17 protein-coding genes are annotated in these 20,072 nt (G+C 73.5%); 6 read left to right on the forward strand and 11 right to left on the reverse strand.

Annotation, left to right across the window (positions count from 1 at the left end; genetic code table 11):
• Positions 1-24 precede the first annotated feature (24 nt).
• The 6 genes from ACIP93_RS22530 to ACIP93_RS22555 form a co-directional block, all read right to left on the reverse strand.
• The gene (locus ACIP93_RS22530; protein WP_401761229.1) at positions 25-867 is read right to left on the reverse strand and encodes a siderophore-interacting protein; all 843 of its coding nucleotides are present in this window, start codon (positions 865-867) and stop codon (positions 25-27) included.
• Positions 868-1,325: 458 nt separating this feature from the next.
• Positions 1,326-2,366 carry an ABC transporter substrate-binding protein gene (locus tag ACIP93_RS22535; protein ID WP_345222762.1) on the reverse strand — a complete coding sequence of 347 codons (1,041 nt, stop codon included), beginning with the start codon at positions 2,364-2,366 and terminating at the stop codon, positions 1,326-1,328.
• 150 nt (positions 2,367-2,516) lie between these two features.
• Entirely contained in the window at positions 2,517-3,683 is a 1,167-nt protein-coding gene (locus ACIP93_RS22540; protein ID WP_401761405.1) for an acyl-CoA dehydrogenase family protein, read from the reverse strand.
• 12 nt (positions 3,684-3,695) lie between these two features.
• Positions 3,696-4,631, reverse strand: coding sequence for a hydroxymethylglutaryl-CoA lyase (locus ACIP93_RS22545; protein ID WP_401761230.1), 936 nt, complete (start codon positions 4,629-4,631; stop codon positions 3,696-3,698).
• On the reverse strand, positions 4,628-6,625 hold the full coding sequence (locus tag ACIP93_RS22550) for an acetyl/propionyl/methylcrotonyl-CoA carboxylase subunit alpha (protein WP_401761232.1): 1,998 nt from the start codon (positions 6,623-6,625) through the stop codon (positions 4,628-4,630). Before ACIP93_RS22550 ends, ACIP93_RS22545 begins: the two co-directional genes overlap by 4 nt.
• Positions 6,626-6,631: 6 nt before the next feature.
• Complete coding sequence (locus ACIP93_RS22555) at positions 6,632-8,248, reverse strand: carboxyl transferase domain-containing protein (RefSeq protein ID WP_401761233.1); 1,617 nt, start codon at positions 8,246-8,248, stop codon at positions 6,632-6,634.
• 352 nt (positions 8,249-8,600) lie between these two features.
• On the opposite strand from ACIP93_RS22555, the gene ACIP93_RS22560 reads away from it, so the two are divergent.
• The 3 genes from ACIP93_RS22560 to ACIP93_RS22570 are packed head-to-tail and all read left to right on the forward strand — an operon-like array spanning position 8,601 to position 11,759.
• A complete protein-coding gene (locus ACIP93_RS22560) occupies positions 8,601-10,313 on the forward strand; it encodes a DUF418 domain-containing protein (RefSeq protein WP_401761234.1) in 1,713 nt (570 codons plus the stop codon).
• A gap of 22 nt (positions 10,314-10,335) precedes the next feature.
• Entirely contained in the window at positions 10,336-10,944 is a 609-nt protein-coding gene (locus tag ACIP93_RS22565) for a TetR/AcrR family transcriptional regulator (RefSeq protein WP_401761236.1), read from the forward strand.
• A gap of 35 nt (positions 10,945-10,979) precedes the next feature.
• Positions 10,980-11,759 (forward strand): phosphatase, encoded by a 780-nt coding sequence (locus tag ACIP93_RS22570; RefSeq protein ID WP_345222778.1) that lies wholly within the window; start codon positions 10,980-10,982, stop codon positions 11,757-11,759.
• Positions 11,760-11,772: 13 nt separating this feature from the next.
• On the opposite strand, the gene ACIP93_RS22575 is transcribed toward ACIP93_RS22570, so the two are convergent.
• The 3 genes from ACIP93_RS22575 to ACIP93_RS22585 are packed head-to-tail and all read right to left on the reverse strand — an operon-like array spanning position 11,773 to position 14,825.
• Complete coding sequence (locus tag ACIP93_RS22575; RefSeq protein ID WP_401761238.1) at positions 11,773-12,753, reverse strand: cation diffusion facilitator family transporter; 981 nt, start codon at positions 12,751-12,753, stop codon at positions 11,773-11,775.
• Positions 12,754-12,773: 20 nt separating this feature from the next.
• The gene (locus ACIP93_RS22580) at positions 12,774-13,646 is read right to left on the reverse strand and encodes an acyl-CoA thioesterase II (protein WP_345222783.1); all 873 of its coding nucleotides are present in this window, start codon (positions 13,644-13,646) and stop codon (positions 12,774-12,776) included.
• Positions 13,647-13,667: 21 nt separating this feature from the next.
• Positions 13,668-14,825 carry an acyl-CoA dehydrogenase family protein gene (locus tag ACIP93_RS22585; RefSeq protein WP_345222786.1) on the reverse strand — a complete coding sequence of 386 codons (1,158 nt, stop codon included), beginning with the start codon at positions 14,823-14,825 and terminating at the stop codon, positions 13,668-13,670.
• A gap of 296 nt (positions 14,826-15,121) precedes the next feature.
• Between ACIP93_RS22585 and speB the strand changes: the two genes are divergently transcribed.
• Both speB and ACIP93_RS22595 read left to right on the forward strand, forming a co-directional pair.
• Positions 15,122-16,093, forward strand: coding sequence for an agmatinase (gene speB, locus ACIP93_RS22590; RefSeq protein WP_345222789.1), 972 nt, complete (start codon positions 15,122-15,124; stop codon positions 16,091-16,093).
• A 228-nt stretch (positions 16,094-16,321) separates the two neighbouring features.
• The gene (locus ACIP93_RS22595) at positions 16,322-18,016 is read left to right on the forward strand and encodes a thiamine pyrophosphate-binding protein (protein ID WP_401761240.1); all 1,695 of its coding nucleotides are present in this window, start codon (positions 16,322-16,324) and stop codon (positions 18,014-18,016) included.
• Here ACIP93_RS22595 and ACIP93_RS22600 read toward each other — a convergent pair.
• Positions 18,013-18,429 carry a helix-turn-helix transcriptional regulator gene (locus tag ACIP93_RS22600; RefSeq protein WP_345222793.1) on the reverse strand — a complete coding sequence of 139 codons (417 nt, stop codon included), beginning with the start codon at positions 18,427-18,429 and terminating at the stop codon, positions 18,013-18,015. The two genes, ACIP93_RS22595 and ACIP93_RS22600, sit on opposite strands and share 4 nt — an antisense overlap.
• Before the next feature lie 14 nt (positions 18,430-18,443).
• Positions 18,444-18,812: a type II toxin-antitoxin system RelE/ParE family toxin gene (locus ACIP93_RS22605; protein ID WP_345222795.1), complete on the reverse strand. Its 369-nt coding sequence runs from the start codon at positions 18,810-18,812 to the stop codon at positions 18,444-18,446.
• A gap of 225 nt (positions 18,813-19,037) precedes the next feature.
• Here ACIP93_RS22605 and ACIP93_RS22610 point away from each other — a divergent pair, with 225 nt between their 5' ends.
• On the forward strand, positions 19,038-20,003 hold the full coding sequence (locus tag ACIP93_RS22610; RefSeq protein WP_401761241.1) for a serine hydrolase: 966 nt from the start codon (positions 19,038-19,040) through the stop codon (positions 20,001-20,003).
• Positions 20,004-20,072 lie beyond the last annotated feature (69 nt).

Here is a 20,072-nt window from a genome sequence, read left to right on the forward strand (position 1 = left end):
CGCGCCCCTCCCTGCTCATGGGGGTTACGACACCTCGTGCTCGGAGGTGGCCTCGCGGAGGCCGTCCTCGGTGAGGCCCTGGCGCCAGTAGCCGGTGAAGGTGATGCGGCGGCGGTCGACGCCGCGGTCGTTGACGAAGTGCCGACGCAGGGCGCGCACGCAGGAGGCCTCCCCGGCGATCCAGACGTACGGGGCGCCGGGGGCGTCGATGTCGGCGGCGGCGATCGCCTCGACGGGGGCGGGGGCGTCCTCGTCCCGGACCAGGTAGGTGATCTCGGCCCGGTCGGGCGCCGTCAGCTCCGTGGCGTCGCCCCGGTGCTGGACGGTGATCCATGCCTTGACGGGCAGGTCGGCGGGGAGCTGCTCCAGGGCGGCGGAGGCGGCCGGGAGCGCGGTCTCGTCCGCCCAGATGACGACGTGGCCGGTGTCGTCGGCGGGCCGGAACCGCACCCCGGTGTTGTCGGCGGCGGTGGGGCCGAGGACGGCCACGCGCTGTCCGGGCGCGGCCTGCTGTGCCCAGCGGCAGGCGGGGCCGCCGTCGGGGTGGAGGGCGAAGTCGATGTCCAGCTCGGGTCCTGCGGGGCCGTCGCGGTGGGCGCGGGCGGTGTAGGAGCGCATGACGGCGCGTATGCCGTCGGGCATGTTCCGGTACGAGGTGAACCAGTCGGGGTCGGTCTCCGCGGGGAGGGCGGGCTCGTCCTGGCCGGGGTGCGGGAGGAAGAGGGAGAGGGACTGGTCCCGGCCACCGGAGACGAAGCCGCTGAGCCCGGGCTCGCCGTGACCGCCGAAGGTGACGCGGAGGAGGGAGGGGGAGAGGGGGGCGGTGCGCAGGACGCGGAGCGCGAAGAGACGGAAGGGGACGGTCACGGGAGCCTCCTGGCGGTGTATGGGAACCGGCCGGAGGCTACCCGGCCGGAAGTGACGCCCCTTCAGGGGCGCGGGGAACTGCGCGACCGGCCACGACGCTCCCGCGGTGAACCGGAGGCAGCCGCGCGGCGAGCGCTTCAGGTGGAGGGGCGGGTCCGGGGCCTCTCCCGCGTGAGCAGAACGGGGTTGACGCGTCCGGTGCCGGGGCTGGGCTCTCGGCCCTGGCGGAGGAGCTTGCCCGGCACCGGCGCTTGCGCGAGGGGCGGCACCCGGGCGGGCCGGGAGCGGGAAGGGCGGCCCCGCCGCCCAAGGAGGGCTGGGGCGGCGGGGGACGGCTGCCCGGAGGGCATGCCGTCGCGGGCGCGAGCAACCACGACGTGCCCGCACGGGATCGAGGTCACGACCGTGTCCGTGCGGGGCGAGGCCCGAGGGCGGTACCCGGCGTCGGGGACGTTCCGTCAGGAGACCTTCTTGGCGGATTCGATCGCCTTCGCCAGGTCCTCCAGGACCGGAGCGCACTTCGCGTAGGAGTAGATCGGCTCCGTCACCCGCGGGACGACCTGCCCCGCCTTGACCGCCGGCAGCCCCGCCCACGTCGGCTTGTCCGCGATGTCCTGGGGCTGGAGGACCGCCGACCGGTTGTCCATCATGATGATGTCGGCCTGGTACTTCCCGACGTTCTCCCAGCTCAGCGCCTCGAAGAAGCCCGCCTTGTCCACCTTCGGCTCGACGAACCGCACGCCCAGCTCCTGGAAGTACAGCGTGTCCGCGCTCATCTTGGCGAGGGAGACGTAGAACAGCTCGGCGGAGGCGGAGCCGATCAGCACCTTCACGTCGGGGTGCGCCTTGGCCGCCGCCCGCAGCCGCGCGGCGGCCTTCTCGAAGCGGGACTTCGCCGCCACGGTCTTCGGGGCCTCCAGGTCCGCGCCCAGGGACGCGGCCAGGGCCGCCCGGCGCGCGAGGGCCTTCTCCATGTTGGTCTGCGAGGCCCACAGCGCGACCTGCGGAGCGAGCGAGGCGATCTTCGCGGCGGACTTCTCCGGCACGTACCAGAGCTTGTCCTTCTCCCACATGTCGGAGATCAGCAGCTCGGGCACCAGCTTGGCGTACTTCTCCACGTCGAACTCGCCGAAGGTGTTGCCGATGATCTCGACCTTGGAGATGTCCAGGTCCCCGGCCTGCACGTCGGCCTTGCCGTCCTTGCCCCTGGTCGGGCCGAAGACGCCCTTGACCTCGACGCCGTAGTCGTGGAGGGCGGCGGCCATGCCGGTGAAGGCGACGATGTTCCTGGGGAGGGACTTCGTCCCGGCCTTCGTCCCGCGGTCGTCGGTGAAGGACCAGGGGCCGGACTTCTCGCCCGCGCCGGTGCCGGACGCACCGCCGGAGGACTTCCCGCCGCACGCGGCCAGGGCGGCGCCGACGCCGAGCGCACCGCCGACGGCGAGCAGGCCCCGGCGGGTGGGACGGGAAGGACGGGGCGAGGGGGACGAGGAGGACATGGCGGAGTCTGCTTTCGTACGGGCGAAACCATGGACGACGGAACCGGAACCGGGAAGTCCAGGTCAGGTTAGCCTAACCTTCCAAGATCCCCGGGCCCGTCCGCCTTCCGCCCGTACGAAAGCACCCGAAAGCTACCGAAGGGTCGTGCGTCAGGCAGGCAGGCCCAGCTCCCGCGCGATCAGCATCCGCTGCACCTCGCTGGTCCCCTCGCCGATCTCCAGGATCTTGGAGTCCCGCCACATGCGGGCCACCGGGTACTCGTTCATGAAGCCGTACCCGCCGTGGATCTGCGTGGCCTCCCGCGCGTTGTCCACGGCGACGGTGGACGAGTACAGCTTCGCGATGGCCGCCTGCTTCTTGAACGGCTCGCCGTTCACCAGCCGGGAAGCCGCGTCGTACCAGCCGATCCGGGCCATGTGCGCCCGCGTCTCCATGTCGGCGATCTTGAACTGGACGGCCTGGTTCTCGCCGATCGCCCTGCCGAAGGCGTGCCGCTCCTTCGCGTACCGCAGCGACTCGTCCACACAGCCCTGGGCCAGCCCGGTGGCGAGCGCCGAGATGGCGACGCGGCCCTCGTCGAGGATGCGCAGGAACTGGGCGTACCCCCGGCCCTCCTCGCCGAGCAGGTTCCCCGCCGGGACCCGGACGTCGGAGAAGGACAGCTCCCGGGTGTCGGACGCGTTCCAGCCGACCTTGGAGTACGGCGCCGCGACCGTGAAGCCGGGGGTGCCGGAGGGGACGATGATCGAGGAGATCAGCGGCTTGCCGTCGGGCTTGCGGCCGGTGACGGCGGTGACCGTGACCAGGGCGGTGATGTCGGTGCCGGAGTTGGTGATGAAGCACTTGGAGCCGTTGATCACCCACTCGCCCGTCGCCTCGTCCCGGACGGCCGTCGTCCGGGTCCCGCCCGCGTCCGACCCGCCGTCCGGCTCGGTCAGCCCGAACGCGCCCAGCGCCTCCCCGGCGCACAGCCTCGGCAGCCACTCCCGCTTCTGCTCCTCGGTGCCGAACCGGAAGATCGGCATCGCGCCGAGCGAGACACCGGCTTCGAGGGTGATGGCGACGGAGGAGTCGACCCGGGCCAGTTCCTCCAGGGCGATGCCGAGGGCGAGGTAGTCGCCGCCCATGCCGCCGTACTCCTCGGGGATCGGCAGGCCGAACAGGCCCATCCGGCCCATCTCGCGGACGATCTCGTACGGGAACTCGTGCCGCTCGTACAGGTCGCCGATCTTCGGGGCGACGACGTCGTGCGCGAACTCCTCGACGGTGCGCCGGAGTTCTTCGTGCTCGGGGGTCAGGCGGTGGTCCATCGTCAGTCCTAGGGGGTGTCAGTCCTGGTGGGACAGGGCGCGAACGGTGCGGGACGGGCTGGGTCGGCCCAGGTGCTCCGCCATCCACCCGCTGGTGGCGGTGAGGCGGGAGAGGTCGACGCCGGTGTCGATGCCGAGGCCGTGCAGCATCCACACCAGGTCCTCGGTGGCGAGGTTGCCGGTGGCGGACTTCGCGTACGGGCAGCCGCCGAGCCCGCCGGCGGAGGCGTCGACGGTGGTGACGCCGTGCCGCAGGGCGGTCAGGGTGTTGGACAGGGCCTGGCCGTACGTGTCGTGGAAGTGGACGCCGATGCGGTCGGTGGGCACCCCGGCGGTGTTCAGGGCGGTCAGCAGGGAGGCGACCTGGCCGGGCGTGGCGACGCCGACGGTGTCGCCGAGGGAGAGCTCGTCGCAGCCCATGTCGATCAGCGCCCGGCAGACCCGCACGACCTGAGCCTCGGGCACGGCCCCTTCCCAGGGGTCGCCGAAGCACATCGACAGATAGCCCCGGACCCGCGCCCGCTCCGCCTTCGCCCGGGTGACGACCGGCTCGAACATGGCGAGCGCCTCGTCGACCGTACGGTTCAGATTGGCCTTCGCGAAGGACTCGGTCGCGCTGGCGAACACGGCGACGTGCCGCGCGCCGAGTGCCAGCGCACGGTCGAGCCCGCGCTCGTTGGGGACGAGGACGGGCAGGTCGACCGTGTCCCCGAGGCCGGCCAGCAGCGGGAACAGGTCCTCGGCGTCGGCGAGTTGGGGCACCCACTTGGGGTGCACGAAGCTCGTCGCCTCAATGGTGGTGAGGCCGGACGCGGCGAGGCGGTGGACGAACTCCGCCTTGACGCCGGTCGGGACGACGCCCTTCTCGTTCTGGAGCCCGTCGCGGGCCCCGACCTCGTGGATCCGCACCCGGGAGGGAAGCCGGGGGTCGCGCACGACCATGGGAAGGGTCATTTCTGCTCGTCCTCCTCGTCGGGGGCCACCACGGCCAGCACCTGGTCCATGGCGACGGTGGCCCCGGCCGTCACGTCGAGCTCGGTGACGGTCCCGGCGTGGGGGGCGGAGATGACGTGCTCCATCTTCATCGCCTCCACCACGAGCAGGCTCTGCCCCGCGCCGACCCGGTCCCCGACGGCCACCTTCACCACCGTCACCGTGCCCGGCATGGGCGCGGTGAGCGCGTCCGCGCCGCCGTGCGCGGCACCGGTGAGGCCGGCCGCGACGGGGTCGTACGCCGGCAGGTGCCAGGCGTCGCCGTCCCGGCCGAACCAGTCGCCGTGGTGGTGGAGGGTGTGGGTGAGCCCGCCGACCTCCACGGTGAGGGCGCGCTGCCCGTGCGGGGCGCGCGCGATGCGGGCCGGGAGGGCCTCGGCGGCGTCGACGCGCACCTCGCCCGCCCGGACCCGTACCGTCACCGGCTCCTGGCCGGACGCCTTGACGTGGTGCGCGGTCCACGCGGGCGTGCCCCCGAGCCGCCATCCGCTGGGCGCGTCGAAGGGGTCGGCCCACCCCCGCGCCGGGGGCGACAGCTCCGCCTGCGCCAGCAGGCCCGCCGCCGCGTACACCTCGGGCGGGACGGGCGCCTCGGCCAGCGACTGCGCGTCCCGCTCGACCAGCCCGGTGTCCAGGTCGCCCGCGACCACGTCCGGGTGGGCGAGCAGCCGGCGCAGGAAGCCCGCGTTGGTCTGGACGCCCAGGGTCACCGTCTCGGCCAGCGCCGCGCGCAGCCTGCGCAGGGCGGTGGGGCGGTCGGGACCGTACGCGATGACCTTGGACAGCATCGGGTCGTACAGGCTGCCGATCTCGGTCCCCACGGACAGCCCGGAGTCGGTCCGCACCCCGTCGCCCTGCGGCTCGTGCAGGGCGAGGATCGTGCCGCCGGAGGGGAGGAAGCCCCGGGCGGGGTCCTCGGCGCAGATCCGGGCCTCGACGGCGTGCCCGGTGAGGGCGATGTCGGCCTGCGCGAAGGGGAGTTCGGCCCCCGAGGCCACGCGTAGCTGCCACTCCACCAGGTCGATGCCGGTGACCAGCTCGGTCACCGGGTGCTCGACCTGGAGGCGGGTGTTCATCTCCATGAAGTAGTACGAGGACGGATCGTCGCCCGGCACGATGAACTCCACCGTGCCCGCCCCGCTGTAACCGCACGAGCGGGCCGCCTGCACGGCCGCCTCGCCCATCGCGGCGCGCGTCGCCCCGTCCAGCAGGACGGACGGGGCCTCCTCGATGACCTTCTGGTGGCGCCGCTGGAGGGAGCACTCGCGCTCGCCGAGGTGGACGACGTTGCCGTGCCCGTCGGCCAGGACCTGGATCTCGATGTGCCGGGGGCGGTCGACCCACCGCTCCACCAGGAGGGTGTCGTCGCCGAAGGAGGACCGGGCCTCGCGGCGGGCGGCGGCGATCTCCTCGGCGAGCAGGGCCTCCTCGCGGACCAGCCGCATGCCCTTGCCGCCGCCGCCGGCGCTCGGCTTGAGCAGCACCGGCATGCCGATCTCCCGTGCCGACGCGGCGAGCTGGGCGTCCGTCAGCCCGGAGCCCGACGAGCCGGGGACGACGGGCACGCCCGCCGCCCGCACCGTCTCCTTCGCCCGGATCTTGTCGCCCATGAGCGCGATCGCGGACGGCGGGGGCCCGATGAAGACCAGCCCGGCGGAGGCGCACACGGACGCGAACTCGGCGTTCTCCGCGAGGAATCCGTACCCCGGGTGGACGGCCTGCGCGCCCGAGCGCACCGCCGCCTCGACCAGGCGGTCGGCGCGCAGATAGCTCTCGGCGGCGGCGGGCGGTCCGATGCGCACCGCCGTGTCCGCCTCGTGCACGTGCCGCGCGTCGGCGTCGGCGTCGCTGAACACGGCGACCGAGCGGATGCCCAGTGCGCGCAGCGTGCGGATGACGCGGACGGCGATCTCGCCACGGTTGGCGACCAGCACGGTGTCAAAAAGCGAAGTCATCACGTCTCACATCCGGAAGACGCCGAAGGCGGGGTCGGCGAGCGGGGCGTTGGCGCAGGCGGTCAGGGCGAGGCCGAGGACCTGCCGGGTCTCCAGCGGGTCGATCACGCCGTCGTCCCACAGGCGGGCGGAGGCGTAGTAGGCGTTGCCCTGGGTCTCGTACTGGGCGCGGATCGGGTCCTTGAACTCCTCCTCGGCCTCGGCGGACCACTCCTCGCCCCGCCCCTCGATCTGGTCGCGCTTGACGGTGGCGAGGACGGAGGCGGCCTGCTCGCCGCCCATCACGGAGATCTTGGCGTTGGGCCACATCCACAGGAAGCGGGGGGAGTAGGCGCGCCCGCACATCGAGTAGTTCCCGGCCCCGTAGGAGCCGCCGACGACGACGGTCAGCTTCGGCACGCGCGTGCAGGCGACGGCGGTGACCATCTTCGCGCCGTGCTTGGCGATGCCGCCCGCCTCGTAGTCCCGGCCGACCATGAACCCGGAGATGTTCTGGAGGAAGAGCAGCGGAATGCCGCGCTGGTCGCACAGCTCGACGAAGTGCGCGCCCTTCTGGGCGGACTCGGAGAAGAGGATGCCGTTGTTGGCGACGATGCCGACGGGGTGGCCGTGGACCCGGGCGAAACCGGTGACCAGGGTCTGCCCGTACTCCGACTTGAACTCCTGGAAGCGCGAGCCGTCCACGATGCGCGCGATCACTTCGCGCACGTCGTAGGGGGTGCGGGAGTCGACGGGCACCGCCCCGTACAGCCCGGCCGGGTCGGCCTTCGGCTCCTCCACGGGCGTGACGGACCAGGGCAGCGGGCCGCGGCCGGGCAGCGTGGCGACGATGTTCCGCACGATCCGCAGCGCGTGCGCGTCGTCCTCGGCGAGGTGGTCGGTGACGCCCGAGGTGCGGGAGTGGACCTCGCCGCCGCCCAGCTCCTCGGCGGTGACGACCTCGCCGGTGGCCGCCTTCACCAGCGGCGGCCCGCCGAGGAAGATCGTGCCCTGGTTGCGGACGATCACGGCCTCGTCGCTCATCGCCGGGACGTACGCCCCGCCGGCCGTGCAGGACCCCAGCACGGCGGCGATCTGCGGAATGCCGGCGCCCGACATGCGGGCCTGGTTGTAGAAGATCCGCCCGAAGTGCTCGCGGTCGGGGAAGACCTCGTCCTGCATCGGCAGGAAAGCGCCGCCGGAGTCCACGAGGTAGAGGCACGGGAGGCGGTTCTCCAGCGCCACCTCCTGCGCCCGCAGGTGCTTCTTCACCGTCATCGGGTAGTACGTACCGCCCTTGACGGTGGCGTCGTTGGCGACGACGACACACTCGCGGCCGCTCACCCTGCCGATCCCGGCGATCACCCCGGCGGCCGGGGCCCGGCCGTCGTACATGCCGTCCGCGGCGAAGGGGGCCAGCTCCAGGAAGGGCGAGCCGGGGTCGAGCAGGGTGTCCACCCGGTCCCGGGGCAGCAGCTTGCCGCGCGCGACGTGCCGGGCCCGGGACTGCTCGCCGCCGCCGAGCCGGACGGCGGCGAGGCGGGTGCGGAGGTCGTCCGCGAGGGCCTGGTGCGCGGCCTCGTTGGCCCGCCAGGCCGCTGAGGACGGGTCCGCGGTACTGGTCAGCACCGGTGCTTCCTGCATGGTGTCGAGCTCCCTTGCCCGCGTGGTGCGCGGGATGCGCGCGAAGTTAGTGACCGTTAACGTCACTGTGAGGTTAACGAGCGCTAACGAGTCTGTCCAGGGCGGCCGGGGGGCGACCCGGCGGCGGCCGCGGGCGGGGGAGGGGCGTCACGGGCGGGCCGGGGACCGGAGTGGCGGCGGCGCCTCGTGCCGGGCCGGGGAGAACGGGCGCCGGTGGCCGCTCGCGCCGGGCGGGGGCACCCTGCGCCGGTGGCCACTCGTGCCGGGCCGGGGGAACGGGTGCCGGTGATCGCTCGCGCCGGGCCGGGGCCGGGATGCGTGCGGGGCGGGCCCGTCAGGGATCATTCGGCGCATGAGCACGCATGACGCGACGGGGATACCGGCCGGTGCCCCGGCCCCTGGCCCCGACCAGAGACCGCAGCACCCCTCGGCCGCCGCGACGGCTCCGGCCCCGCGGGTGCCTCACACCCCGCAGGACCCGCAGGCCCCACGCGACCCGCAGGCCCCACGCACCCCGCAGGACCCGCCGGGCCCGCTCACCGCGCAGGACCCGCAGGCTCCGCACACCTCGCAGGTCGCGCAGGACCCGTCGAGCCCACGGGTCCCGCATCCCGCGCAGGCCCCGCATCCCGCGCAGGCCCCGCACCCCGCGCAGGCCCCGCGCCCCGCGCAGGCCCCACACGCCCCACACGCCCCCCAGACCCCGCAGGCCGCGCCCCCGGGCCACGTCCCCGCCGGTGTCTTCGGGCCGCCCCCGAGCCCGGTGGGGCCCGGTCCGTACGGGGGTCCGGCGGCCGGGGGCGGTCAGTGGCCCCCGTACCCCCCGGCCCCGGCCCGGAAGGCGCTGCCCGCGCTGCCCGTGCCCCGGCGGATCGTCGAGGTCGACGCCCTGCGCGGGTTCGCCCTGCTCGGGATCCTGCTGGTCAACGTGTTCGTGATGAGCGGTGCGGCCGGGATCGGCGGCGGCACCGGGGCGGTCGCCACCGCGCCGGGCGCCGGCGGCGACGCGACGGGTGCCGACTCCGTGGTGACCTGGCTGGTGTCGTTCCTCGCGCAGGGGAAGTTCTACCTGCTGTTCGCCTTCCTCTTCGGCTACAGCTTCACCGTCCAGATGGCCTCCGCCGAGCGCTCCGGGGCCCGCGTCGTGCCCCGCACCCTGCGCCGCACCGCCGGGCTCCTCGTACTCGGCCTGCTGCACGCCGTGTTCCTCTTCGCCGGGGACATCCTCACCTCGTACGCGCTCCTCGGCCTGATCCTCCTCGCCTCCCGCAACGCCTCCCCGCGCGGCGCCCGCACCGCCGCGTATTGGGTGTGGGGGGCCTTCGGCGCCCTGCTGCTCCTGCTGTCCGCGCTGATGGCGCTCGTCCCGCCGACCGCCGCCGACCTCGCCGGCACGGACGCCGAGTCCGCCGCGCTCGCCGCCGCCTACCGGGGCTCCTCCGCCGACGTCGTCGGCGCCAACCTCGACCAGCTCCCCCTCGTCGTCCTCGTGGCGGTCCTGGGCGCCGGAACGGTCGTCCCCGCCTTCCTGTTCGGGCTGGCCGCCGGGCGCTCCGGCTGGTTCGACCGCACGGACCCGGCCGGGCTGCTCCGTACCGTGCGCGTCGGACTCGCCGTCGGCCTGCCCGCCGCCGCGCTCGCCGCGACCCTGGAGCTGGGCGGCGGGCGCTGGTCGACGCTCGGCTCGGCGCTGGGCATGCTGACCGCCCCGGCGCTCACGGCCGCGTACCTCTGCGGCATGCTCCTGTTCTTCCGCACCCGCCCCGGCCGCCGCGCCGTCGCGGTCCTGGCCCCCGCGGGCCGCATGTCGCTGACGAACTACCTCACCCAGTCCCTGGTCATGGCCCTGGTCTTCACCGGGTACGGCTTCGGGCTGTACGGCGAGCTGGGCGTCGCCGTCCCCGTCCTGATCGCCCTGCTGCTGTACGCGGTCCAGCTCGCGGTCAGCGGACCGCTGATGCGGCGCCACCGGCACGGGCCGGTGGAGTGGCTGCTGCGCGTGGTCACCCTCGCGGGCCGGCCGGGCGGCGCCCGCACCGGCGCCGGTCAAGTTAACGAGCGCTAACGCGCCGGTCTAGAATGCTGCCATGAGCACCCAAGCCGCCCCCGGCGGAACGTCCCGGGTCGCGGCCCCCACCCGCCGCGAGCAGATCCTCAGGGAAGCCGCGCGCCTCTTCGCCGAGCGCGGCTTCCACGGGGTCGGCGTCGACGAGATAGGCGCGGCGGTCGGCATCAGCGGCCCCGGCCTCTACCGGCACTTCGCGGGCAAGAACGCGATGCTCGCCGAGCTCCTGGTCGGCATCAGCGAACGCCTCCTGGAGGGCGGCCGGGCCCGCGTCGCCGCCGCCCCGGACGACCCCGCCGCCCTCCTCGCCTCCCTGGTCGACGGCCATGTCGACTTCGCGCTCGACGACCGCCCCCTGATCACCCTCCACGACCGCGAACTGGACCAGCTGCGCGAGAGCGACCGCCGCCGGGTGCGCCAACTCCAGCGCCAGTACGCGGAGCTGTGGGTCCAGACGGTCCGGGACCTGCACCCGGCGACCCCCGAGTCCGAGGCCCGAGCCGCCGTCCACGCGGTCTTCGGCCTCCTCAACTCCACCCCCCACCTGGGCTCGGGCCTGCCGGACCGGGACGCGACGGCGGCACTGCTGCGCCGCCTGGCCCACGGCGCGTTCGGGGCGCTCGGCTCCTGAGCCCGCCCGCGGGCCCGCCCGGCAGAATGGACCCCATGCCCATACTCAGCCGTGCCGCCCTCGTCGAGCACCTCGTCCGCACCCGCATCGCCGGGGACGTGGCGACCCCGCGCGACAACAACCTCTCCCACTACCGCAAGCTCGCCAACGGCGACCGTCACTACTGGCTCGGCATCGAGCTCGGCGACCGGTGGACGGACGAGCAGGACGTACTGGCCGTGATGGCCGAGCGGTGCGGGGTGAGCGACGACCCCGAGCACCGGCACGGGCAGGACACCATCGACCCCGAGCTGACCGTCGACGCCCTGGACCGGGCCGCCGCCCGCCTGCGCAAGGCCGCCGCCGACCGGCAGCGGGTGCTGTTCGCGACCGGGCACCCCGGCTCGCTGCTCAACGTGCACGGCGCGACCGCGCGGGCGCTGCGGGACGCGGGGTGCGACGTCGTGCGGATCCCGGGCGGGCTGACGGCGGACGAGGGGTACGTGGTGCAGTTCGCGGACGTGGCCGTGTTCGAGCGGGGGGCCAGCCTGTGGCACACGCACTCGCCCGCGCCGATGACCGCGATCCTGGACGGCCTGGAGCGCAACGGCGAGGCCCGCCCCGACCTGGTCTTCGCCGACCACGGGTGGGCGGGGTGCGCCGGGCAGCGCGGCATCGACGCCATCGGGTACGCCGACTGCAACGACCCGGCCCTCTTCCTCGGCGAGGCGGAGGGGACCATGGCCGTCACGATCCCGCTGGACGACCACGTCGTGGACCCGTTCTTCTACGAGCCGATGACCGCCTACCTGCTGGACGCGGCCGGTCTGCGCTGATCCGGGCGACCGCCTACCCGCCGGCCGCGGCCGGCCTGCGCCGGCCCCGGCGCGGGGTCGGGTCCAGATAGACCCGGGCGACGGCCGGATAGCGCTCGCGGAGCTGCGCCTCCGCCTGCTCGCAGGCCCATTCCACCTCGGCGGCCGACGCCACGTCCCGGAAGTCGATCTTCGCGGCGACGAGGACCTCGTCCGGGCCCTGGATGAGGGTGGTCAGTTCGATGACGTCCGCGATGTGGGGTACGGAGAGCAGCTCCTCCCGTACCCCCTCCCCCATCTGCGCCGGCACGGCCCGCCCGATGAGGAGCTGGGCGTTGCTGCGGCCCAGGACCCAGGCGACGTACGCCAGCAGCAGGCCGATCAGGACGGAGGCGAGGCCGTCCCACACGGCCGAGCCGGTGAGCCGGCCCAGGAACAGGCCCGCCGCCGCCAGCAGCAGGCCCGCGAGGGCCGCGGAGTCCTCCATCACGACGGCCTTGACCGCCGTGTCGGGGGTCAGCCGGAAGTAACGGCCGACGGGCGCGCCCAGCCGGGCGGCCTCCGCGCGGACCTGCTTGACGCCGGTGCGCAGCGAGTAGCCCTCCAGGAGGAAGGCGACCGCGAGGACGATGTAGGAGACGAGGGGGTTTCCGAGTTCCTCGCCGTGGGTGAGGGTGTGGACGCCGTCGTAGACCGAGAAGACCGCGCCGCCGACGAAGGTCGCGACGGAGGCGAGCATCGCCCAGATGTAGCGCTCCGGGCCGTGGCCGAGGGGGTGCGTGGCGTCGGCGGGTTTCCCGCTGCGTTTGAGGGCGGTCAGCAGGAGGAGTTCGGTGACCGTGTCGGCCACCGAGTGCGCCGCCTCCGACAGCATCGCGCTGGAGCCGCTGATGACTCCCGCGACCGCCTTCGCGACCGCGATGCCGAGATTGGCGACCGCCGCGACGACCACCGTGAAGGTGCTCTCGCCCCCGGGCTTTTCCGTACCGTTGTCTGTCTTGCCGTGCTCCGCCATGCCTCGGACCGTATGCCCGATCAGCGCGGTACGCGAACCACGCCCTCCTGGATGACGGAGACGGCCAGCCGCCCGTCCTGGGTGTAGATCCGCGCCTGGCCGAGTCCGCGCCCGCCCGACGCCGACGGCGACTCCTGGTCGTACAGCAGCCACTCGTCCGCCCGGAAGGGGCGGTGGAACCACATCGCGTGGTCGAGGGACGCCCCGACGACGTCGCCGGTCGCCCAGCCGCCCCGGCCGTGGGCGAGCAGCACGGAGTCCAGGAGCGTCATGTCGGAGACGTAGGTGGCGAGGCAGATGTGCAGCAGGGGGGCGTCGGCGAGTTTGCCGTTGGTACGGAACCAGACCTGCGAGCGCGCCTCGCGCGGCTCGCCGACCGTGGCGTACGGGGGCGGGTCGACGTAGCGCAGGTCGATCGCGGCGCGGGCCTCCAGCAGGCGGTCCACCGTGGCCGGGTCGACGAAGCGGCCGGCGTGGCGGGGCAGGGTCTCGGCGGCCGTGGGCAGCGTCGCCGGGTCGGGGGAGACCGGCATCGGGGCCTGGTGCTCCAGGCCCTCCTCGTACGTCTGGAACGACGCGGAGAGGTGGAAGACCGGCCGGCCGTGCTGGACCGCGACCACCCGGCGGGTGGTGAAGGAGCGGCCGTCGCGGATGCGGTCGACCGTGTAGACGATCGGGGCAGACGGGTCGCCGGTGCGCAGGAAGTAGGCGTGCAGCGAGTGCGGGAGGCGGTCCTCGGCGACCGTGCGTCCGGCGGCGACCAGGGCCTGGGCCGCGACCTGGCCGCCGAACACGCGCGGGACGATCGCCGAGCGGCTCACGCCCCGGAAGATGTCCTGCTCGATCCGCTCCAGGTCGAGCAGATCGAGCAGGGAATCGAGTGCCTTGGTCATGGGAGGGGCAGCGGGTGGCTGCTACAGGCCCATGTCCTTGGCGATGATCATCTTCATGACCTCGCTGGTGCCGCCGTAGATGCGGTTCACCCGGTTGTCGGCGTACAGGCGGGCGATCGGGTACTCGTTCATGAAGCCGTAACCGCCGTGCAGCTGGAGGCACTTGTCGATCACGCGGTGGGCGACCTCGGTGGTGAACAGCTTCGCCGAGGCGGCCTCGGCGGCCGTCAGCTCGCCGGCGTCCAGCGCCTCCGTGGCCCGGTCCACGACCGCCTCGGCGGCGTCCACCTCGGCCTGGCAGGCGGCCAGCTCGAACTTGGTGTTCTGGAAGGCGGCCACCGGCTTGCCGAAGACCGCGCGGTCCTTGACGTACTGCTTGGTGAAGCGGATCGCGGCCTTCGCCTGGGCGTACGCGCCGAACGCGATGCCCCAGCGCTCGGAGGCCAGGTTGTGGCCGAGGTAGCCGAAGCCCTTGTTCTCCTCGCCCAGCAGGTCCTCCACCGGCACCTTCACGTCCACGAACGCCAGCTCGGCGGTGTCGGAGGTGCGCAGGCCCAGCTTGTCCAGCTTGCGGCCGACCGAGTAGCCCTCCAGCGTGGTGTCCACGGCGAACAGCGAGATGCCGAAGCGGCGGTCGTCCTCGCGCGGGGGCGCCGTGCGGGCGCAGACGATCACGCGGTCCGCGTGCACGCCGCCGGTGATGAAGGTCTTGGCGCCGTTGAGGACGTAGTGCGTGCCGTCCTCGGAGAGCTTGGCGGTGGTCTTCATGCCCGCCACGTCGGAGCCGGTGCCCGGCTCGGTCATGGCGAGCGCCCACATCTCCTCGCCGGTGACGAACTTCTCCAGGTAGCGCTTCTTCTGCGCGTCGGTGGCGAGCATCTTGATGTACGGCAGGCCCAGCAGGACGTGCACGCCGGAACCGCCGAAGGTGACGCCCGCGCGGGCGGTCTCCTCGTACAGGACGGCCTCGAACTTGTGCGACTCCATGCCGGCGCCGCCGAACTCCTCGGGCACGTTGATGCCGAAGACGCCCAGCTCGCCGAGCTTGTAGTAGAACTCGCGCGGCGCCTGTCCGGCGGCGAACCACTCGTCGTAGACGGGCACGACCTCCGCCTCGATGAAGGCCCGCAGGGTCTCCCGGAACGCCTCGTGGTCCTCGTTGAATACGGTACGGCGCACGTGACGCTCCCTCTGCGAGTGGTGGTTCCCTGTCCTTGAGCGAGGCCCGCCGGCCGCGACCGCTAAGCGCTTGCTCAGATACCCGGCAAAAGTTACCGGCCGGTTCTGGGGGTGTCCAGGGGGGAGGGGTGTCGGAGGGGCCACAGGGGGCCGTCCGGGGGGTGCGGGCGGGGTGGACGCCCGGCAGGGGGCGGGTCCCGCGCGGCGGCCTGTTCTGTCCTTCGCGTACAGGTGCCGGGGCCTCTTCATCCATCCGTACATGTGCGGAATCCGTCGTGCTGCCTACGCTCGGAGCCATGAACACTCCCTCTTCCGAGCCCCGCGGCCCCGTCGACTCGTCCCGCATTCCCCGGTACGCCGGTCCGGCGACGTTCGCCCGGCTGCCGCGCCTGGACGAGGTCGGTGGGCGCACGGATGTCGCCGTCGTCGGCGTTCCCTTCGACACCGGCGTCTCCTACCGGCCGGGCGCCCGCTTCGGCGGCAACGCCATCCGTGAGGCCTCGCGGCTGCTGCGGCCCTACAACCCGGCGCAGGACGCCTCCCCGTTCGCGCTGGCGCAGGTCGCCGACGCCGGGGACATCGCCGCGAACCCGTTCAACATCAACGAGGCCGTCGAGACCATCGAGGCCGCCGCCGACGACCTGCTCGGGTCCGGCGCGCGGATGATGACGCTGGGCGGCGACCACACCATCGCGCTGCCGCTGCTGCGGTCGGTGGCGAAGAAGCACGGGCCGGTCGCCCTGCTGCACTTCGACGCGCACCTGGACACCTGGGACACGTACTTCGGCGCGGAGTACACGCACGGAACGCCGTTCCGGCGGGCCGTCGAGGAGGGCGTCCTCGACACCGAGGCGCTGTCGCACGTCGGCACGCGCGGCCCGCTGTACGGCAAGCAGGACCTGCGGGACGACGAGAAGATGGGCTTCGGCATCGTGACGTCGGCCGACGTCATGCGGCGCGGCGTGGACGAGGTCGCCGACCAGCTCCGGCAGCGGATCGGGGACCGGCCGCTGTACATCTCGATCGACATCGACGTGCTGGACCCGGCGCACGCCCCCGGCACGGGCACGCCCGAGGCCGGCGGCCTCACCTCGCGGGAGCTGCTGGAGATCATCCGGGGGCTGTCGTCCTGCCACCTGGTGTCGGCGGACGTGGTCGAGGTCGCGCCGGCGTACGACCACGCCGAGATCACGTCGGTGGCGGCCTCGCACACGGCGTACGAACTGACGACGATCATGTCGCGGCAGATCGCCGCCGCGCGGGGTTGAGCGGGGTCCCGTGCGGGGTTGAGCGGGGTCCCGTGCGGGGTTGAGCGGGGTCCCGTGCGGGGTGGGGGCGGTTCCCTGTCCCGTGCGGGGAGGTGGGGGGTCCCTGTCCCGTGCGGGTGCGTCGTGGCTGGGCGCGCAGTTCTCCGCGTCCCTGACGGCACGCCCTCCGGGCAGCCGTCCCCGCCCCGGCACGGGCCCGCCGCCGCACCATGCGCCAAGCTGGGGTGCATGACCCACGATCACGACCTCGTCCTGCGGCCCACCCCCGCGCAGACCGCCGCCGCCCTCGCCCCGCCCGCCGGGCGCACCGGTGGGGACCTGGTCGTGGAGACCCTGCGGGGGCTCGGGGCCACCACCGTGTTCGGGCTGCCCGGGCAGCACGCCCTGCCGCTCTTCGACGCCCTGCGGCGCTCGCGGCTGCGGTACGTGGGGCTGCGGGTCGAGAACAACGCCGGGTTCGCCGCCGACGGCTACGGGCGGATCACCGGCGAGGCCGCCCCGCTGTTCCTGTCCACCGGGCCCGGCGCGCTCACCGCCCTTCCCGCCCTCCAGGAGTCGGCCGCCGCCTCCGCGCCCGTGCTGGCGATCTCCAGCCAGGTGCCGGTGGACGGGCTGGGGGGCCACCGGCGTGGCCACCTCCACGAACTGCGGGACCAGCAGGCCTCGTTCCGGGACGTCGTGAAGTCCGTGCACATCGCCCGTACGCAGTCCCAGATCCCGTCCGTGATCGCCGAGGCGTGGGAGTCCGCGCTGAGCGCCCCGCACGGGCCCGTCTGGGTCGAGATCCCGCAGGACGTGCTGGCGGCCGAGACCTCCGTGCCGGTCGTCGTCGCCCCGGACGGCATCCCGCACGAACTGCCGCCCCGCCCCGAACTCACCGCCGTGGCGGCCCACCTGCTGTCCACCGCCGCGCGCCCGGTGATCGTCGCGGGCGGCGGAGTCGTACGGTCCGACGCCTCGAAGAAGCTCAGGCAGCTCGCCGAGCGGCTCGACGCGCCCGTGGTCACCACCTTCGGCGGCAAGGGGGCCTTCCCCTGGCACCATCCGCTCTCCCTCCAGTCCTGGCTGGAGGACCGGCACCTGACCGACTTCCTGGAGGAGGCCGACGTCCTGCTCGTCGTCGGGTCCGGGCTCGGTGAACTGAGCACCAACTACCGGACGTTCGCCCCGCGCGGGCGGATCATCCAGATCGACGCCGACCTCGGGAAGCTCGAAGCCAATTACCCGGCTCTCGGCATCCACGCCGACGCCCGGCTCGCCCTCACGGCCCTCCTGGAAACCGTCGAGGAGGCGCGGGCGGACGACGGCGCCGCCGCAGCCGTACGGGACGTACTCGACCGGATCCGTCAGCGCATCGACGGGCAGGGGCTGCGGCTGGAACAGGACGTCCTGGCCGCCGTCCGCGAGGCGCTGCCCGCCACCGCCCCCAGCTTCTGGGACATGACGATCCTGACCTACTGGGCCTGGTCCGCCTTCGACGCCGGCCGGCCCAACACCATGCACTCCGCGCAGGGGGCGGGCGGGCTCGGCTACGCGTTCCCGGCCGCCCTCGGCGCGGCCGTCGCCGACCCCGACAGCCCCGTCCTCGCCGTGTCCGGGGACGGCGGCGCCCTGTACTCCGTCGCCGAGCTCGCCACCGCCCGCCAGCACGACCTGCCGGTGACCTGGCTCATCGTCGACGACGGGGGGTACGGCATCCTGCGCGAGTACGCGGACGAGGCCTACGGCGAGCCGTTCGGCACCGAGCTGTCCCGGCCGGACTTCGTCGCCCTCGCCGAGTCCTTCGGGGTGCCCGGGACCCGTACGACACCCGAGTCCCTGGCCACCGACCTCGCCGCCGCGCTGAAGGCCCCCGGGCCCTCGGTGGTCGTGCTGCCGGCGCGGCTGCGGATGTTCGGGGCGACGCACACGCAGGCGACCTAGGCCTGCGCTGCCACCGTGACCTCGGGCGGCCGGTCCTGGCGGTCCGGAGCATCGGCGGCCGGGGTTTCGCCGGCCGGGGCCCCGGCGAGGGGCTGGAACTCGACCGTCCAGGTGTCGCCGCTCAACCGCATCGTCAGCGCGGCCTCCAGGGCCAGCGCCAGCCGGCCCAGCAACGGCAGGGTGGGCACGGTTCCGCCCAGTTCCATCTTCGAGAGCTGGGGCTGGGACATGCCCGCCCGGCGGGCCAGCACGGTCTGCGAGAGCCCGAGCGCGGTGCGCCTGTCATAGATGATCTGCCCGAGGTCCCAGGCGAGATCGCGCTCCTTGCGCCGCCGCTCCCGCTCCGGGTCCTCGGCAATCCCCTCGACGACCTTGCGGTCCCGGGATCGCTTCCACTCCGCGTGACTGACCATGGGGTCATCCTCTCTCAATCGGTACGACGAAATTCCTGTTCCGCGGGATCGTGCTCGGCCTCGCACTCGGCCTTGGCGCGCCGCGCACGGGCCACTTCGGTGGTCTCCCGCTGCCGTGTCTTGCGAAAGACGGTCAGCATGACCACCCGGCGGCCGGGGGCGAGCCAGTACGTGATGCGGACGGACCTGCGGTCGTGGCCGATGGTGAAGCGCAGTTCACGGACGCCGTCCCCCAGGTAGCGGGAGTAGGGCTCCCGCAGGGTCGTGGCGTTGTGGCGGAGGCGTTCCGCCGCGTCCTCGACGGCCTCGTAGTCCTCGGCCGGCAGATTCATCAGCCACAGCCGAACCTCCGCCTCGATCTCGATCTCGAATGGATCACTCATGTCTGGGACCGTATAGATCCTCAGAAGTATATATCCGGTAACAGCTAAAGGGCCCCTCGAAGGTGTGAACCCTCCCTTCCCGCTGACGCCACCGCCCCTTCCCCCCACGGCGTACAACCTTTTCCCTCCCCCCGAGTCCTCTGTGGCGGGGAGTGCCGCACAGCCGCTCCCGGGCCGCCGGCACCCAGTGCGGTCCAGCCAGCAGAGTCCAGGGGACGGATACGCATGCCCATACGCACCAGCGCCACCACCACGCACCGCCGCATAACCAGAGGCCTCACCGCCGCCGCCCTCGCCGCCGGCGTCCTCCTCCCGGTCGCCGCCGCGGGCCCCGCCACCGCCGCCGCACCCCGGGTGACGTGCAGCTCGAACAAGGCCGGGCTCGCCAAGAAGCTCACCGCCGACCTCACCGCCGCCCTGCGCGGCCGGCCCGGCGCCCCCGCCCTCGCCGTCCACGAGCGGGCGACGAACACGTACTGCACCCTGCGCGCCCAGGACTCCTACGACTCCGCCAGCATCGTCAAGGTCACCGTCATGGGCGCCCTCCTGTACGACGCCCAGAAGCGCGGGCGCGCCCTGACCGCCCGCGAGCGCGACCTCGTCACCGCCATGATCACCACGTCCGACAACAACGCCACCAGCACCCTGTGGAAGCAGCTCGGCACGGGCAAGGTCAACGCGTTCCTGAAGGCCGCCGGGGCCACCCGCACCAAGCCCGGGGCGAACGGCTACTGGGGCCTCACCCAGGTCAACGCCGCCGAGCAGAGCAAGGTCCTCGACCTGTTCACCCGGACCAACGCCGTCCTCACCGCCGCCTCCCGCGCCTACGGCCTGGACCGCATGGCCCGCGTCGTGCCCGCCCAGCGCTGGGGCGCCCCCGCGGGCGCGCCCCGCACCGCGAAGGTCCACGTCAAGAACGGCTGGCTGCCGCGCGCCACCAAGGGCTGGCGGGTGCACTCCCTCGGCGTCTTCACCGGCCAGGGCCACGACTACACGATCACCGTCCTCACCCACGGCAACACGACGATGCGGCAGGGCGTCGACACCGTCCAGGCCGTCTCCCGCGCCGTCCACCGCGACCTGAACCCCGCCGCGAAGGCCGCCCACACCCTCCAGGCCCCCGAGGTCGTGCCCCCCGCCGTCCCGCGGGAAGTGATCCCGCCGACCCCGGAGAACCCCGCCCGGCGGTGACCGGGGGCGGCTCCGGCGCACCGGACCGCCGCCCGCGCCCCCGCCCGGACCCCGCGGCGGGATGAAATC

The sequence above is a fragment of the Streptomyces sp. NPDC088745 genome, assembly GCF_044751045.1.
Taxonomy (GTDB): Bacteria; Actinomycetota; Actinomycetes; order Streptomycetales; family Streptomycetaceae; genus Streptomyces; species Streptomyces cremeus.

What these genes read in the sequence shown, in the direction of transcription:
- ACIP93_RS22535 (WP_345222762.1), bottom strand. Translation starts at nt 2,366, where the DNA reads ATGTCCTCCTCGTCCCCCTCGCCCCGTCCTTCCCGTCCCACCCGCCGG.
- ACIP93_RS22545 (WP_401761230.1), bottom strand. Translation starts at nt 4,631, where the DNA reads ATGACCCTTCCCATGGTCGTGCGCGACCCCCGGCTTCCCTCCCGGGTG.
- ACIP93_RS22550 (WP_401761232.1), bottom strand. Translation starts at nt 6,625, where the DNA reads ATGACTTCGCTTTTTGACACCGTGCTGGTCGCCAACCGTGGCGAGATC.
- ACIP93_RS22555 (WP_401761233.1), bottom strand. Translation starts at nt 8,248, where the DNA reads ATGCAGGAAGCACCGGTGCTGACCAGTACCGCGGACCCGTCCTCAGCG.
- ACIP93_RS22560 (WP_401761234.1), top strand. Translation starts at nt 8,601, where the DNA reads ATGAGCACGCATGACGCGACGGGGATACCGGCCGGTGCCCCGGCCCCT.
- ACIP93_RS22565 (WP_401761236.1), top strand. Translation starts at nt 10,336, where the DNA reads ATGAGCACCCAAGCCGCCCCCGGCGGAACGTCCCGGGTCGCGGCCCCC.
- ACIP93_RS22570 (WP_345222778.1), top strand. Translation starts at nt 10,980, where the DNA reads ATGCCCATACTCAGCCGTGCCGCCCTCGTCGAGCACCTCGTCCGCACC.
- ACIP93_RS22575 (WP_401761238.1), bottom strand. Translation starts at nt 12,753, where the DNA reads ATGGCGGAGCACGGCAAGACAGACAACGGTACGGAAAAGCCCGGGGGC.
- ACIP93_RS22580 (WP_345222783.1), bottom strand. Translation starts at nt 13,646, where the DNA reads ATGACCAAGGCACTCGATTCCCTGCTCGATCTGCTCGACCTGGAGCGG.
- speB (WP_345222789.1), top strand. Translation starts at nt 15,122, where the DNA reads ATGAACACTCCCTCTTCCGAGCCCCGCGGCCCCGTCGACTCGTCCCGC.
- ACIP93_RS22595 (WP_401761240.1), top strand. Translation starts at nt 16,322, where the DNA reads ATGACCCACGATCACGACCTCGTCCTGCGGCCCACCCCCGCGCAGACC.
- ACIP93_RS22600 (WP_345222793.1), bottom strand. Translation starts at nt 18,429, where the DNA reads ATGGTCAGTCACGCGGAGTGGAAGCGATCCCGGGACCGCAAGGTCGTC.
- ACIP93_RS22605 (WP_345222795.1), bottom strand. Translation starts at nt 18,812, where the DNA reads ATGAGTGATCCATTCGAGATCGAGATCGAGGCGGAGGTTCGGCTGTGG.
- ACIP93_RS22610 (WP_401761241.1), top strand. Translation starts at nt 19,038, where the DNA reads ATGCCCATACGCACCAGCGCCACCACCACGCACCGCCGCATAACCAGA.